General features: G+C 34.5%; 9 protein-coding genes. 2 read left to right on the forward strand and 7 right to left on the reverse strand.

Going from position 1 to position 15,325, the window contains the following annotated elements; genetic code table 11:
• Positions 1-5: 5 nt before the first annotated feature.
• From ileS to gdhA, 6 genes are all read right to left on the reverse strand, one after another.
• Complete coding sequence (gene ileS, locus OGZ34_RS03360; RefSeq protein WP_263362134.1) at positions 6-3,407, reverse strand: isoleucine--tRNA ligase; 3,402 nt, start codon at positions 3,405-3,407, stop codon at positions 6-8.
• 205 nt (positions 3,408-3,612) lie between these two features.
• A complete protein-coding gene (locus OGZ34_RS03365) occupies positions 3,613-5,532 on the reverse strand; it encodes an Atg14 domain-containing protein (protein WP_263362135.1) in 1,920 nt (639 codons plus the stop codon).
• 56 nt (positions 5,533-5,588) lie between these two features.
• Positions 5,589-7,487, reverse strand: coding sequence for an outer membrane protein assembly factor BamB family protein (locus tag OGZ34_RS03370; protein ID WP_263362136.1), 1,899 nt, complete (start codon positions 7,485-7,487; stop codon positions 5,589-5,591).
• Positions 7,488-7,615: 128 nt separating this feature from the next.
• A complete protein-coding gene (recO, locus tag OGZ34_RS03375) occupies positions 7,616-8,329 on the reverse strand; it encodes a DNA repair protein RecO (protein ID WP_263362137.1) in 714 nt (237 codons plus the stop codon).
• Between the two features lie 59 nt (positions 8,330-8,388).
• Complete coding sequence (gene porZ, locus OGZ34_RS03380; protein ID WP_263362138.1) at positions 8,389-10,671, reverse strand: type IX secretion system anionic LPS delivery protein PorZ; 2,283 nt, start codon at positions 10,669-10,671, stop codon at positions 8,389-8,391.
• Positions 10,672-10,806: 135 nt separating this feature from the next.
• Complete coding sequence (gene gdhA, locus OGZ34_RS03385; RefSeq protein ID WP_173965045.1) at positions 10,807-12,150, reverse strand: NADP-specific glutamate dehydrogenase; 1,344 nt, start codon at positions 12,148-12,150, stop codon at positions 10,807-10,809.
• 282 nt (positions 12,151-12,432) lie between these two features.
• Between gdhA and OGZ34_RS03390 the strand changes: the two genes are divergently transcribed.
• Positions 12,433-13,215 (forward strand): THC0290_0291 family protein, encoded by a 783-nt coding sequence (locus OGZ34_RS03390; RefSeq protein ID WP_263362139.1) that lies wholly within the window; start codon positions 12,433-12,435, stop codon positions 13,213-13,215.
• A gap of 85 nt (positions 13,216-13,300) precedes the next feature.
• Here OGZ34_RS03390 and OGZ34_RS03395 read toward each other — a convergent pair whose 3' ends face one another.
• Complete coding sequence (locus tag OGZ34_RS03395; RefSeq protein ID WP_173965047.1) at positions 13,301-14,443, reverse strand: cystathionine gamma-synthase; 1,143 nt, start codon at positions 14,441-14,443, stop codon at positions 13,301-13,303.
• A 105-nt stretch (positions 14,444-14,548) separates the two neighbouring features.
• On the opposite strand from OGZ34_RS03395, the gene OGZ34_RS03400 reads away from it, so the two are divergent.
• Positions 14,549-15,292, forward strand: coding sequence for a DUF3298 and DUF4163 domain-containing protein (locus OGZ34_RS03400; protein WP_173965048.1), 744 nt, complete (start codon positions 14,549-14,551; stop codon positions 15,290-15,292).
• Positions 15,293-15,325 lie beyond the last annotated feature (33 nt).

The raw sequence follows: 15,325 nt of genomic DNA on the forward strand, positions 1-15,325 counted from the left end.
TATACTTATTTTGAAATTAATATCACTGTTTTAATATCATCAAATTCAATTTCTGTGCCGTTTTCCAAAGCGTCTACAAAAACCAAATCATCAGTTAATGTCTCAGACTTAATATAGTCTTCATTTTTTAGAATTGCCTCTTCTAAAAGGCCGCTTCTTTTTATTTGAACTTTAATCTTATCGGTAACTTCAAATCCTGAATCCTTACGGATGTTTTGAATTCTGTTTACCAATTCTCTTGCGATTCCCTCGTTTTTCAATTCGTCAGATATTGTAATATCAAGCGCAACCGTAATTCCGTTTGAATTTGCAACCAACCAACCTTCAATATCCTGAGAGGTTATTTCTACATCTTCTAATGATAAAGTTACAGTATTTCCTGCAATAACAATATCCAATGCGCCCTGCTTGTCTAATTGATTGATTTGATCTGCCGAAAAAGACTGTATCTCTTTGGAAATCAGCCCCATACCTTTACCGAATCGCGGTCCTAAGGCTTTAAAATTAGGCTTAATCTGCTTCACCAAAATACCCGAATCATCGTCCAAGAGCACAATTTCTTTCACATTAACTTCCGCTTTTACAAGTTCAGAAATAGCTTCAATTTCAGCTCTCTGATTATCGTCAAGTACCGGAATCATTACCTTTTGCAAAGGCTGACGCACTTTAATCATTTCCTTTTTACGAAGTGATAAAACCAAAGACGAGATGGTTTGCGCCTTCTGCATTTTGCTTTCTAACGTTTTATTAACAAAGTTTTCGACAAATTTTGGAAACTCTGCCAAGTGAACACTGCTATATTGCTCGGTTTGCGTAGAACCTGTTAAGTCGCGGTATAATTTATCCATGAAAAAAGGAGCGATCGGCGCACTTAATTTACTTATCGTTAATAAACAAGTATAAAGTGTTTGATACGCTGCAATTTTATCATGAGCGTACTCCCCTTTCCAGAAACGACGACGACACAAACGAACATACCAGTTACTTAGATTTTCCTGAACGAAGTCAGAAATAGCTCTAGCTGCCTTAGTAGGCTCATAATCTTCATAACATTCATCAACAAATTTTATTAATGTATGCAATTCAGACACGATCCATTGGTCAATTTCCGGCCTTTCGTTTAATGGAATTTCTGCCTCAGCATATTTAAATCCATCGATATTTGCATATAACGAAAAGAAGGAATAGGTATTATACAGGGTTCCGAAGAATTTACGACGAACCTCAGCAATCCCTTCAATATCAAATTTTAAATTATCCCAAGGATTTGCGTTAGAGATCATGTACCAACGTGTGGCATCAGGACCGTATTCCTTAATTGTTTCAAAAGGATCTGTCGCATTTCCTAAACGCTTCGACATCTTTTGTCCGTTTTTATCCAGAACCAAACCATTCGAAACTACATTCTTGTACGCAATTTTATCAAAAACCAAAGTTCCGATTGCGTGCAGCGTATAAAACCATCCACGAGTCTGATCGACACCTTCTGCAATGAAATTTGCAGGGAAATCTTTATTCTCGTCAATTTTATCTTTATTTTCAAAAGGATAATGCCATTGTGCATAAGGCATTGCTCCTGAATCAAACCAAACATCAATTAAATCACTTTCGCGTTTCATTGGCTGGCCTGAAGCTGAAACCAACGTGATTTCGTCCACTACATTTTTATGTAAGTCGACTAAATCATAGTTTGATTCAGACATATTTCCGATTTCAAAACCTTTGAATGGATTTTCTTTTTGAAAACCTGCTTCGATAGATTTTTCGATCGCATTGTACAATTCTTCAACAGAACCAATAAGAACTTCTTCTTTTTTGTCTTCAGTTCTCCAAATTGGCAACGGAATCCCCCAATATCTAGAACGAGATAAGTTCCAGTCGTTAGCATTTTTCAGCCAGTTTCCAAAACGTCCTTCACCAGTAGACTTAGGCTTCCAATTGATAGTTTCGTTCAGGTCGAACATTCTATCTTTAACATCGGTTACTTTAATGAACCATGAATCTAGTGGATAATATAATAACGGCTCATCAGTTCTCCAACTGTGTGGATAACTATGTACGTATTTTTCAACTTTAAAGGCTTTATTTTCTTCTTTTAATCGAATAGCAATCTCAACATCTACAGAACGCTCTGGCGCCTGACCCGCATCATAATATTCATTCTTTACATATTTACCGGCCAAATCACCTACATGTGAAGTAAATTTTCCTTGTAAATCAACTAAAGGAACTGCTGTCCCATTTTCGTCTAAAACTAACATTGGCGGCACTTCCGGTTTTGCTTCTTTTGCAACTTTAGCATCATCAGCACCAAAAGTAGGAGCGGTATGTACTACCCCTGTTCCATCCTCTGTAGTAACAAAATCTCCTGTGATTACCCTGAACGCATTCTCAGAATTCTGATAAGGCAATACGTATGGCAATAATTGCTCATAACGGATTTCAGCCAAATCGGCACCTTTTGCCTCTGCTAAAATTTTATACGGAAGCTGTTTGTCTCCATTTTTCACTTTATCAAAATCAACATCGTCTTCGCTCACAAAAAATCCTTTTCCGAACTGTTTTCCGACCAAATTTTTAGCCAGAACTACATTAATCGGTTCAAAAGTATACTGATTGAAGGTTTTCACTAAAACATAATCTATTTTTGGCCCAACTGTCAAAGCTGTATTCGACGGTAATGTCCATGGAGTTGTCGTCCAGGCCAAAATATGAACATCTCCAAAACCTTGTAAAAAGGCTGGCAAAGTTTCCGGCAAAGTTTTAAATTGTGCTACGATCGTAGTATCCGTAACATCACGATACGCTCCGGGCTGATTTACTTCGTGAGAAGACAATCCTGTTCCGGCTTTAGGTGAATAAGGCTGAATCGTGTATCCTTTGTACAACAAACCTTTATCATAGATTTGTTTCAAAAGCCACCATACAGATTCCATATACTTAGGTTTGTAAGTTACATACGGATCTTCCATATCTACCCAATACCCCATTTTTTCGGTCAAATCATTCCATACATCGGTATAACGCATTACGGTTTTTTTACACGCTTCGTTATATTCTTCGATAGAAATGGTTTTACCAATATCTTCTTTTGTAATTCCAAGTTCTTTTTCGGTACCTAATTCTACAGGCAATCCATGAGTATCCCAACCGGCTTTTCTTTTTACCTGAAAACCTTTTTGAGTTTTGTAACGACAAAAAATATCTTTAATTGCACGAGCCATCACGTGGTGAATTCCCGGTAATCCGTTTGCTGAAGGCGGACCTTCAAAAAACACATAAGGCTCAGCACCTTCACGGGTACTTACACTCTTTTCAAATATATTTTCTTTCTTCCAAAAATCAAGTACTTCTGACGCTACTGTTGGTAAGTCAAGTCCTTTGTATTCAGTAAATTTTGTGCTCATTTTATACTTTTCTTAAACGAGGTGCGAAAGTAAGGAATTTTGGATTATTGACCATCAATTTCTTTAAATTTCACAAACTTTTGTTGAGATAATACGCCCTAAAACAAAAGAATTGATTAATTTCCGGCATCCAACTCAGAAAACCGAGTCTATAAACCAAAAACTAATCAATTCTGATTATTCTTTTTCAAAAAGACAACATAGACTATTTAAAGCCTCCGAAATACACTTCTTTCATAAAAATTCGATTTCCAAAAACGGGATTAACCTCTACTTTTTCGCGTATTTCCTGATAAAGGGTTTCTCCGTTAAAATCTTCGATTTCATAATTAATCTTATGTGGAATTTTTCCGGAATTTAATGTTGCAACGGGGCGGTAATCGCCAAAAAGTTTTCGTTCGAAAAAACTTTTGTTACCGTTATCGAATTCTGTTTTTTCGGTAGAAACGATATTAAAATTCTCTTTATCAATAAAAACATGATAATCTGTTTTAGGAATTGTTCTATTTCCTGAACTTAATGTTTTTTCAAAATAATTCAAATGATAACATACTCTTCCTTCATACATTTCATCTTGCAAAACTTCAAAATTATTCCATAAATCAAGTCTTAAATCGGTTAAAAAATTTACCGGATCTAAATTTTTAGATAAATTACTGTAATCGTATGCGGTGAGTTTTGCCCATTTTGCATTTACGCCACTTTCGCGATCATCATGACTCCAGGCTTCGGCTCCATTAACAATCTCATAATAACTTTCAGGCATTTTTTTTCTTAAAAGATAATTCAAGTTAGTCGCCCATCTTTCTTCTGTTTGAGATACTTTATTACCCTCTATAGAAAGCTTAGAATACAAATGTGCTTTTTCGATTTTTTTTAAAGCCTGACTTCCTCCTAAATTATCAATTACTTTGGCCAGCAAGTTAGCATTGAGCTGATAAGGTATAGAATCAAGCAAATTAGATCTTTGCATTTTAGCTTTTTCTAGTTTGGCCTCACGATTCGATTTTTCGATTTCCCACTCTGCATCCTGCTGCTCTATTTTCTCAAAGAAAGCTAATCTTTTTTCTTCTTTTTCTTCAGCGATTTTCAATCCTAATTTTTTAAGATCGGCAAAACGTGTTGTATGGCTTCTGACTTTTTTGTCAACAAAATTGGCACTATTTACTCTTTTAACAATAGCCGAGCCCCGTGAATCCTGCTTGTCATTTTCGATCAGTAAATTTGCATACTGCAACGCTTTTTCTTTATTTTCCAGTAAAAAATACGTTTCGGCTAAATTGTTTGTTACAATAAACCGGATATTTTCGTTTGCAGGTGAAGGCGGATATTTGACCAATAAACTTTCTAAATATTGTAAATGCGGCGCCAGTAATTTCTCGTCTAACCCCTTTTCAAGTGTTATTTTTTCTATTTGAGCCGTAATTTCATTCTCAAAATCCAGCATCTGTTTGTATTCTGAATGCCCTTTTGAAGTTACGAATTCAAACTTTTCTTTGGATTCATCAATTGTATAAGCAAATTTATAATTAAGATAATTCTGGATCTTTTCTACAGATTGATAAATTACTCTATCCATACCCAATTCTTCTGCAGTGTAATCATTATCTTTTTCTGCTTGTTCAACTCTTTGATTACTTAAAGCTATCGCGGCTTTTACATTTTCTTTTTGATAAGAACCTCCAATTACATACGATTCTGTATTATTAAAATCTTCAGATAATAAAAGTTTATCTCCACATTTAGCTTCTACTTTTATTTTCACACTATAATTAGAATAGACCATAAATTGCCAGCTATTCTTTTTCTTATCAAATGTGCTATCGACTTTTGTCGCATTGTACTTAGGAAGTGCAATGGTTAAATAAATTTTCAACTTACCATTTGCAGGATCCTTTATAAAACCTTCTATATCAAAATATTTCTTCTTTAAGATAAGCTCTTCCTGCACCAATTCTTTATCCATTTGATAAAACGTGGTTTGTGTTAAGGCATTATCAAGAATAGGGAATGAAGAATATTTAATTACTGGTATAAAAAATTTCTTCTTTTTTGAGCTTATCTTTTCTTGTGCCTGAATTGAACCAATTACAAGCAAAGCAATTAAGAGTAATGTTTTTTTCATAGGCAAAAAAAAAGCCACCAGAAATAAATTCTGATGGCTTTAGGTTTTTATTTGGTTTATTTTTTATTGAAAATTTGAATAGATTTGTCAGACACATAAAAAATGTTTTGCGTCGCAGGATCTACCTCATAAATAGGTTTTGTGTTATTGAAGATAATTTTATCCACTTCAGTCCCTTCAGCTTTACTAACTTTCACTAAAACTTTTTCTCCACTATCTGCTTTTGCAAAAATATAAGAGTAGTCTCTGTTTTGTTTCATCGCATTAAAACGAGAATTAAATTTAGCAGCTACAATACCAAGAGCTGCTGAAGCCATAGCCATATTCTTAGCCTGGTTCTTTTTTGATTTATCCTCTTCTTTAATAACAGTAGACCTCATATTTCCGCTGGAATCACGATAAGTCATTGTTAACTCAGCACCTTGTGCAGCACTTACTGCTGATCCAACTCCTAAACCAATACTTCCAGCAATTGCAGCACTTTTAAGTAAACGTCTTGTTCCTTCACCAGGTTGTGTATAAGTAAGGTGATATTTTATTGTTCCATCCATATTAACTCCCATTACCTCAACTGGCCCTGAAAGCACTACACCCCAAGGAAATAATTCGATACTGTTTAATTCTTTTTCCTTTTTGATATTTACTTTAGCAAAAGGCTCTGGTTTGTCCTTAATACTTGGATCGAATTTGTATAATTTCTCATCATTATATACCAAATACGAATTTGTAGCTTCGTCATAAGTTGGTAAAACCGGACGACTTTTATCAAAACCGATGTTACGCTTCCAAAGTTTAATTCCAGTTTTATAATCAACCATATTTCCGTAAGTTCCAGTAAGGTACATTACTTTTTCGCCTACTTTTCCTAAGTAGTAAATTGGATCTTCTTTGTCATCTGAAATTTCGATGAATTTTTTCCAAAGTTTTTCTCCGTCTTTATTGATCAGCATCATTTCATTTTCTGCAACATATAAGAAATCCTCGTCGATAGGAATTACTCTTTTTAATCCATCTCCGCGAGCATCTTTTTTCCAAACTTTTTCGCCTGTATTTAGGTCAAAAAAGTTAAATCCGCCATAATGAGCAATTAATAATTTTGTACCCCAATCTTCTAAATAAACAACACGTTTTGTTTTAATAGATTCTTTCCAGATACTTTTTCCGTTTTCTGTATTCAAAACATTTAAATATTCTTTGGCCGCAAACAAACCTTTACTGTTCACTACTACAATATTTTTATCATTCTGAGTCAAAAAGAATCTTGAGTACTCTTCTTCAGCTTTCCAGTTTAATTTTCCTGAATTTCTGTCGAATGAATATAATTTCCCGTACAATAAATAATAAATTACTGATCCATGTACCGTAGCTTTATTTGTAAATGCAGATTCTTTTACTGATAGTGAAAAACTAAACAATGATTTTGCTTTATCTACAGTAGTGTTCCATTTTAACTCTCCTGTTTTCATATCTAATAAGGCAATTGCCATATCTCCGTCTTTTTTCATAGTAAGCAAATACTCATCTGTTTCAGGAATAAAATCTGACTGCATTACCCAGAAAGATTCTTTAGATGAATTATAAACCACTTTACCTGTATCAGTATTAATAATAATATATTTACTGTTGATATAGGCCTCTACATAAGGACTTCCGGCAACACTTGACAAATCACTTTTTTCTTTAAAAAGTTTCCCAAAATCAGGATCAGTCAGAATATCACCTGCAGAGGTTGATCCAAAATCATCTTTTGTTAAAGTCCAAACAATTTTTTTTGTCTCAGGATCTAAACCTTTTACAGTTCCTCCTTCTTTAAAAACAACAATTCCTGTTATTTCGTTTTGAACCATGTCTTTTACACTGTTCTCTGTAGTGATGATTTCATCATATTTTCTTTGAGCTGTAACCGAAAGGCTAACCAGAAAAAGTAAAATAATAGAAAAAGTCATTTTCTTCATGCTTTTTTTCTTTTAAAAAAATTAATAATTAGGCTGAAAATTTCATTATCGAATTGACATATTAAAAAATATTTATCAAAACTTTAATAAAAATTCCCTGCACAAATATATAAAAATAGCATTCCGTTTTAAGAAAATATCTCTTTCAAAACATCAAGTGATTTTGGTCTTTTAAAACCCTCCAAATGAAAACCATAATAATCAATTAAAACCTTCAGTAATACTTGTCTTTCAGCTACGTGAAAAACCTTCTGATCGTTTTCGAATTTAAGATCTATCAGTTTCTTAAAAAGATTTGTTTCATGTTCTGTCAAAGTATTCGCCCCATGAAACAAAGTAAAAACGCCGTCAATCATTTCAAAATAAGAAAATTCGACTTCTGAAATATCCGGATAAAAGCCCAGGTATTTTGTAGCTTCCAAAAGCAGAATCAAATGAAAATTCGAAATTTCATCATGATGATCCAACCAGGTCAGTGCTGTCTCTAAGAACACAAAAAATGATTCGTTTTTCTCCTCTTCCTGAATAGAATAATGGAGCATCTCAGACAAAAACATAACCATAGTACTTTTCACAAGATCGGTATGAATACTCTGAAAAGGCACTGCTGTTTTTATTTCTTTAAAAGTCTCCAAAGTTCCTTTATTCTTATGCATCGCCTCAATTTCAAGAATAGACAAAGGCTGAAAATAGGCAATTTTCTGACTTGCTTTCCGACTTGAAAAAGCATCACGCACAAAATAAGATTTCAGGCCGTTTGAAAGAGTAAAACACTTTACAATCAAACTTTTCTCCTGAAATTTTAACGATGAAATTACTATTGCTTTGGTTTTGATTAACAAAATTAGACTTTCTTAGAGATTAGACTTTCTTAGACTTCTTAGATTTAACAATTATCACATTATCTAATTATCATCACTTTTTTCACTTTGGTCTCACTACCATCCTCAGCCGAAATAAAAACCATATATACTCCCGAAGCTACTTTATATTTTCCAAAAGCGGTTGTATCCCATTCAATTGTTCCGCCTGATGAAGTGGCTTCATAAACCAGATTACCTTCAATATCTGTAATTTTAATATTAGCTTTATCAATAAGTCCGGCAACTTTTACCGTTCCGGCATATGTTGGACGCACTGGATTTGGATAAACATATACATTGCTCAAATCTTCATTTGCTCCCGTTGCTATTCCTTTAAAAGATATCATTCCTTTGTTAGTCGCAATAAAAACTTCCCCGGTTACACTGTTGATTTTAACATCGTTTACGACATTACTTGGCAAAGGTGAATTGTTTATTGTAAAATGATACTTCGTTTCCTGACCGTTTGGTGACACCATAAATATTCCGGAATCTACTGTACCAATCCATTTATTATTAGCACCGTCAACTGCGATCGATGTGATAAACTGCTCGTAAAGTAATTCCTGAGCCAAATTATCCTCCATAATTATAATCGGGTTTGCCTTTAGCTGACTTTCTGTTTGAAAACCTCCCACATTAGATAAAACTCTTAATCCTTTAGTGGTACCAATCCAAAGCTGATTCTTTATATCAAGTGCCACCGCTCTGACATCAGCAATTGGAAGATTTCCCAAATCAGCTCCAAAAGTCATCTTTTTAAAGGTATTATTACTTTCATTAAAAGCAATTAACCCGTCATTGTTCGTTGCAATCCACTTTGTATTGTTTTTATCGATTACAATACCAGCATAGCTGGTTGCTTCTGCATTTTTAAGAATTGAGGTTGTAGCATAACTCTGCCACTTCCCATCAGTTTTCAGTACTTTTAAACCATTCTTAATTCTACTGTTGGTCACCCACAAATTACCTGTTTTATCAAAAGCGGTTCCGTTAACACGAACATCAATATAATTTGGCCCTTCGTAGGTTATCGTCTCTAATCCACTATTTTTTTCATTATATAAAAAGACCGGAATATCATTTTCAATTTTCAATAATCCGGAAAAAAAAGAACTTACAAAGACCTGTTTTTCATTAGTTGGATTTATAATAACCCGGGTCAATGATTTCGCATCTAAAACCTGTGAATAAGGAATATTCAGCCAATTCGAAGTATTGTATTTACTCACACCGTAGCTATCTAAGTTATAGGGATTATAATAAATATCATAATCACCATACACAGCCCAAAGTACATTAGGACTTACATCCAGAGAAAAAATATTATTTCGTACTGGTCCCGAAGGTGTATTCTCCTGAAAAGCAGAATTTCCTGAAAGTGTAGACGAAAATAGACCTTTTTCTTTTGTTCCAATATAAATCTGATCTCCAATAAGGGTTGAGCAGGTAAAATTCAGGGTGTTATCCAAAACCTGCGTATTTGCTATTTGGCGCATCAATACCATTTGATTGGTATAAACATAAACCGTATTAGATGTTGTAACTACTAAATTATGATTTACAGCGCGCATGTCTGTTGAAGGTCGCGGAAGCTGAAAAAAGCTAACAAATATATTTGAATTGTACCGATGAATGTATCCTCCTGAATTTATAGCAATAAGCTCACTATCTAATGGTTCGACACTGGTCCAATCACCCGCGGTTACCAAACTCCACTGGTTAAAATCGATAAGATTACCATTAGTACTACTGGCTTTTTTAATTCCGTTTGAAGTCGCAGCATAGAAAAATCCATTAAAATAAGCCGTTTGTCTTACTTTTACTTCGGCACCATTATCTCCGATAAAATAAGTATCTCCAAATTGCAGGGTGGTTAAATTGAACTGAACAACTCCAAAATCGCAGGAAACATAAACCATTCCGTTGTGCTCCATCAGGTGGTTAATTCTCTTTAAATTGGCCGGCAATTGTTTATTAATAATATCGATCACCTTTAATATACTGCCATCGGTATCATTTACCACGATCATTAATCCGTTTTCATATCCAATTACTGTTTTCTTAAATCCTTCGCTATGGTATAAAGAAGAGATCGTCTGTCCTGATAGCCCATCGACAGTTGTGGTAGTTTTTATTGTATTTAACGCTGTGTTTTTAGAAAAAAGGGCATTCTCTGAAGCAGTAAAAATGGTAGTTGAGGATTGTGAGATATCTTTTACTTCATTGAATGAAAAATAACCCTGCCAGGACAATTTATTCTGAGAGAAACAAAATTGCACCACCAACAAAAACAAAACGTAGAAAAACCTTCTTTTCATTATTTAATAAATTCAGATAGACAAATATACTACAAACGAAAGTATTTGATTTTTGTTCTCCTGTAAATAAAAAAATGCCTCCGATTTATCTTTATAAAAGACAAATGGAGGCACTAAAAAACTATAACTAAAAAATTATACTACACCTTGTGCAAGCATAGCATCGGCAACTTTAACAAATCCTGCAATGTTAGCTCCTTTAACGTAGTCAACATAACCTGATTTATCCGAACCGTATTTTACACATGAAGCATGGATTGCTAACATGATTCCTTTTAATCTTTCGTCAACTTCTTCAGAAGACCAGCTTAAACGCAATGAGTTTTGCGACATTTCAAGACCTGAAGTTGCAACACCACCAGCATTAGAAGCTTTTCCAGGAGCAAATAAAATTTTTGCATCAAGAAAAACAGTAACAGCTTCTGGAGTAGAAGGCATGTTTGCTCCTTCTGCAACGGCAATACATCCGTTAGCCACTAAAGCTTTAGCCTCATCACCATTTAATTCGTTTTGAGTTGCACATGGCAATGCTACATCACACTTAACTTCCCATGGACGTTTTCCTTCTACGTATTTCGCATTTGGATATTTTGCCACGTACTCGCTGATTCTTCCTCTAAGCTCATTTTTCAACTCCATTACGAAAGCTAATTTTTCAGCATCGATTCCATCTGCATCATAGATGTATCCGGCAGAATCTGATAATGTAACAACTTTTGCTCCTAACTGAGTTGCTTTTTCAGTTGCATATTGTGCTACGTTTCCAGAACCAGAAACTGCAACAATTTTTCCTTTAAAGCTATCTCCTTTAGTTGCTAACATACTTTGAGCAAAGTAAACTGCTCCGTAACCTGTAGCTTCAGGACGAATTAATGATCCTCCAAAAGAAATCCCTTTTCCGGTTAAAACTCCGGTAAACTCATTTCTTAATCTTTTGTACTGACCAAACATATATCCTACTTCTCTACCTCCTACTCCGATATCTCCGGCAGGAACATCTGTATCAGCTCCAATATGTTTTGAAAGTTCCGTCATAAAACTTTGACAAAATTTCATAATTTCGTTATCTGATTTTCCTTTTGGATCAAAATCAGAACCTCCTTTACCACCACCCATAGGCAATGTCGTTAAGCTATTTTTAAAAGTTTGCTCAAAAGCCAAAAACTTCAAAATACTTAAGTTAACAGAAGGATGAAAACGCAAACCTCCTTTGTAAGGTCCGATTGCTGAGTTCATCTGGATACGATATCCTTTATTAACCTGGATTTCACCTTTGTCGTTCAACCAGTTTACTCTGAACAAGATAACACGTTCAGGTTCTACCATACGCTCTAAAAGCATTTTATTCTGGTATTTTTTATTTTCTTCAATAAAAGGAATTACCGTTTCGGCAACTTCTAAAACTGCTTGTAAAAACTCTGATTCGTTCGGGTTTTTTGCACTAACCGAATCCATAAAAGCGGTAATACTTTGTGACATGATTATTAGATTATTAACATTTAAGAAAACGTTTTCGTTATTTAAGACAAAGGTAATCGAAAATGGTATTTATTGAATATTTTTTTAAGAATCTCTTAAACTTTTATTTATAATACAGCTAATAGAGAAAAAAGATATTTTAGGTTTTGCGTTTTGCAGTAAATTACTACCGAAATATTTAATAATTTAATATTTTTAATAAATATTCATCAATACACCTGTTTATCCTTTTTAGTTCCTCGTGTTTTTATATATTTGCCGGGATTTGAAAGCCCAAACCCCATGCTTAAACCTATAGTACTCACGTTATTTGCCTTTCTGGGCATCTCAACATTATCGACTGCACAATCACTGGCACACGAAGTTGGAATAATATTCGGCCCCGTTACTTTCCAATCTGATTTTGGTGAAAGAAATAACCTGGATACTAATCTTGGAAACACCGGATTTGGTGTCGGATTGGTTCACTTTATCAATTTCTCATCCAATAGCAACGGAGAAAGCTTCTTTACCGAGCATTTTAAAGTTAGATCAGAGCTTTCTTTTAACAATACAAAACTGAATCATTTTGGAGAATGGACTGAGAAAAAACCTCAAACATTAGGCGTTAAGCAGCTTAAAGCCATGCACGGAAAATCAACTGTAATTAGTTTTGGATCACAACTCGAATTTTCTCCAGTAAAAATACATTACTACGAAACTTCTATAGGGACTTTCAGTCCTTATGTAAGCTTAGGCTTTTTAGTAAGTTACTATACGACAGAAGTAAGCTCTGAACTTGGCCAACTGGGAACTCCCGAAACTACATTTCCAAAATACCTAACCCCTTCAGACGGACGTCAATTTGGCTATTCCAGTGAGAGTGGTTTGGTTTTATCAGGTACAGCTGGTTTAGGTATTCATTACAAATTAGGCCGTATGAATGATTTAATGTTTGAAACCCGTTTTCAGGTTTTCAACTCCGACTGGGTTGACGGTTTAAATCCAAACAAGAAGATTTACAAAGAAAACAAATCAAATGACTCACAGATTTGGTTTAACGTAGGATATATACAGTACTTATAATCTTTAAAATTCCACATAAAATAAATCCCAAATTCCAAAATATTAAAATTGGAATTTGGGATTTATTTTTTGGAATTTACTTTTTTTATGCTAAGGCTTGTTCCAGATCAGCAATTAAATCTTCGGCATCTTCAATACCAACACTTAATCGAACTAAGTCGTCGGTAATACCAACTTCTGCTCTTTTGTCTGCCGGAATTGAAGCATGTGTCATCAAAGCCGGATGATTCGCCAAAGATTCCACTCCACCTAAAGACTCAGCCAAAGTAAAAACTTTCAGCTTTTCTAAAAAAGTAATCGAATCTTCTTTTTTCCCTGACTTAAATGTAAAAGACACCATTCCGCCAAAAGCTTTCATTTGTTTTTTAGCAATTTCATGAAATGGATGACTCTTTAAACCCGGATAATAAACGGTATCAATCTTAGGATGATTACTCAGATATTCTACTACTTTTTCCCCATTTTCACAATGTCTCTGTACTCTCAACGAAAGTGTCTTGATCCCTCTTAAAACCAGAAAACTATCCATTGGTCCTAATGTTGCTCCGGTAGCAAATTGCTGAAAATGCAACTGATCACCTAAAGCCTCATCTTTCACAATTAAAGCTCCGGCAATGACATCTGAATGTCCTCCCAGGTATTTTGTTGCAGAGTGCATTACAATATCAGCTCCCAAATCAAGTGGTTTTTGCAAATAAGGTGTCGCAAAAGTATTATCGACAGCAAATAGAATATTATTCGCTTTGGTAATTTTTGCTACTTCTTCGATATCTGCTAGTTTCATCAACGGGTTAGTTGGCGTTTCAACCCAGATCAGTTTCGTATTTTCATTGATTAACGATTTCAGTTTTTCGAGATCTGTCATATCAACAAAATGAAACTTAATCCCTGAATCTTTATAGATTCGAGAGAACATTCTATAGGTTCCTCCGTACAAATCATCCATTGCGATAATCTCATCGCCAGCTTTAAACGATCTTAAAACACAATCAGTAGCCGCCAAACCTGATGAAAAAGCCAATCCACGAGTACCATTCTCAATACTTGCCAAAGCATTTTCTAAAGCCGAACGCGTTGGATTTGATGCTCTGCTATACTCATAGTCCGCCAAAGGTTTTCCCGGACTGGTTTGTATAAAAGTTGAAGTTTGATACACGGGAGGCATAACAGCCCCTGTAGCTGGATCATGATGCTGACCACCATGTATTACTTTAGTATTGAATTTCATATAGTTATATATTTAAAATGCATAATTGTGGTACAAATTTACCGTTTAATTTATTTTAATCCTGACACAACTTCTTACCTTTGTATATAATTAACATTTTTTGACATGAAACAATATACTTTTTTAATCTTTTTGCTTTTGACGCTTATAAGCTGCAGCAAAGAACTTTCGTTTGAAAATGAGACATTTGAAAAAGAATCTACATTGCCTTGCGAAAAAGACTGCCCAAAAATAACCATTGATATTCCTATTGCAAAAAACATCCCTATTGTAGCTGACAGTATTAATAAAAAAGTTTTTTCGGTCATTAAAGAAATCGTCTATTTTGAAGAAGATCCGAAAAAAGCCAATGATTACAAAGCCCTGACGGCTTCTTTTATCGGCTCTTATGAAGAAATGCATAAAAAATTCCCTGGTGAAACTTTTGGTTGGGAAGCAAAAATCAAAGGAAATGTTGAATTTGAATCCGATCAGATTATCAACCTGAAAATTGACCACTATACTTTTACCGGAGGAGCGCACGGTTATCAAGGGTATCGATCCTTACTATTTCATTCTAAAACCGGAAAAACGATTTTTACCGATCAGATCTTTAAAAACGAAAAAGAATTTTTGGCTTACGCCGAAAAAGAATTCCGCAAGAAATATAAAATCCCGGAAAAATCAAATATTAACGCAACAGGCCTGATGTTTGAAAATGACAAATTCCACCTGCCACAAAACATTTTTTATACCAAAGAAGGATTGCTTTTGTATTACAACTCGTATGAAGCCGCTTCTTATGCCGATGGCCCAAAAGAACTATTGTTTCCTTATGATGAAATCAGTAAATATTTAAAATACCTATAGCTTTAAACCAAAGCTGCACGTGCCAAAAAAGCC

Origin of the sequence: Flavobacterium collinsii, from assembly GCF_946903285.1 — a bacterium.
In the GTDB taxonomy this organism is placed as follows: Bacteria; Bacteroidota; Bacteroidia; order Flavobacteriales; family Flavobacteriaceae; genus Flavobacterium; species Flavobacterium collinsii.